Annotated in this window: 1 protein-coding gene; it reads right to left on the bottom strand. The window is 53.4% G+C overall.

What is annotated here, in order from left to right; all coding sequences use genetic code 11:
- Positions 1 to 37 precede the first annotated feature (37 nt).
- Positions 38 to 421 (bottom strand): PLD nuclease N-terminal domain-containing protein (locus EAS64_RS42895; protein ID WP_222850052.1); only part of this gene is annotated, 384 nt, incomplete at its 5' end.

The following is a 421-nucleotide window of genomic DNA, read 5'->3' as shown; positions in this document are numbered from 1 at the left end:
ACCACCCACGCAAAAGGTGAAAGCGGTGCTCACGTCTTTAATCCGAATCAGCGGCGGTATCAGGAGCGCGGTACCCTCGATGAGTAGCCTGCCTCTGCGCGTACTTCTTTTCCATGCGCATCTTAGAAATCCACGCCATAGGACCAAAAATAGGTAGCGCCCACGTCAGTAGCAGCCACATGAGTTTCTCGGTCTGGCTAACGTGTGGATTTTTGTGAATCGTGCACACGCAGTACAGTGCCAACACCACACTCAGCACGAAAACAACCGTAAACAGCACCTGAAAAACCAGCGAAAGATTCATACGCACCAGTGTACGGGGCTGCGTTCGCGCGCTACCTGCCCAACGCGCGTCGCCCACCTCATACGCGCCGAGATCCTGATTTAAATCAGGATCTCGGCGGAGAAACGGAAAAAGAAA

This window comes from Trebonia kvetii, from assembly GCF_007827045.1.
Taxonomy (GTDB): Bacteria; Actinomycetota; Actinomycetes; order Streptosporangiales; family Streptosporangiaceae; genus Trebonia; species Trebonia kvetii.
The sequence above is the reverse complement of the archived record's forward strand: the minus strand, read 5'-3'. Positions and strand labels throughout refer to the sequence as shown.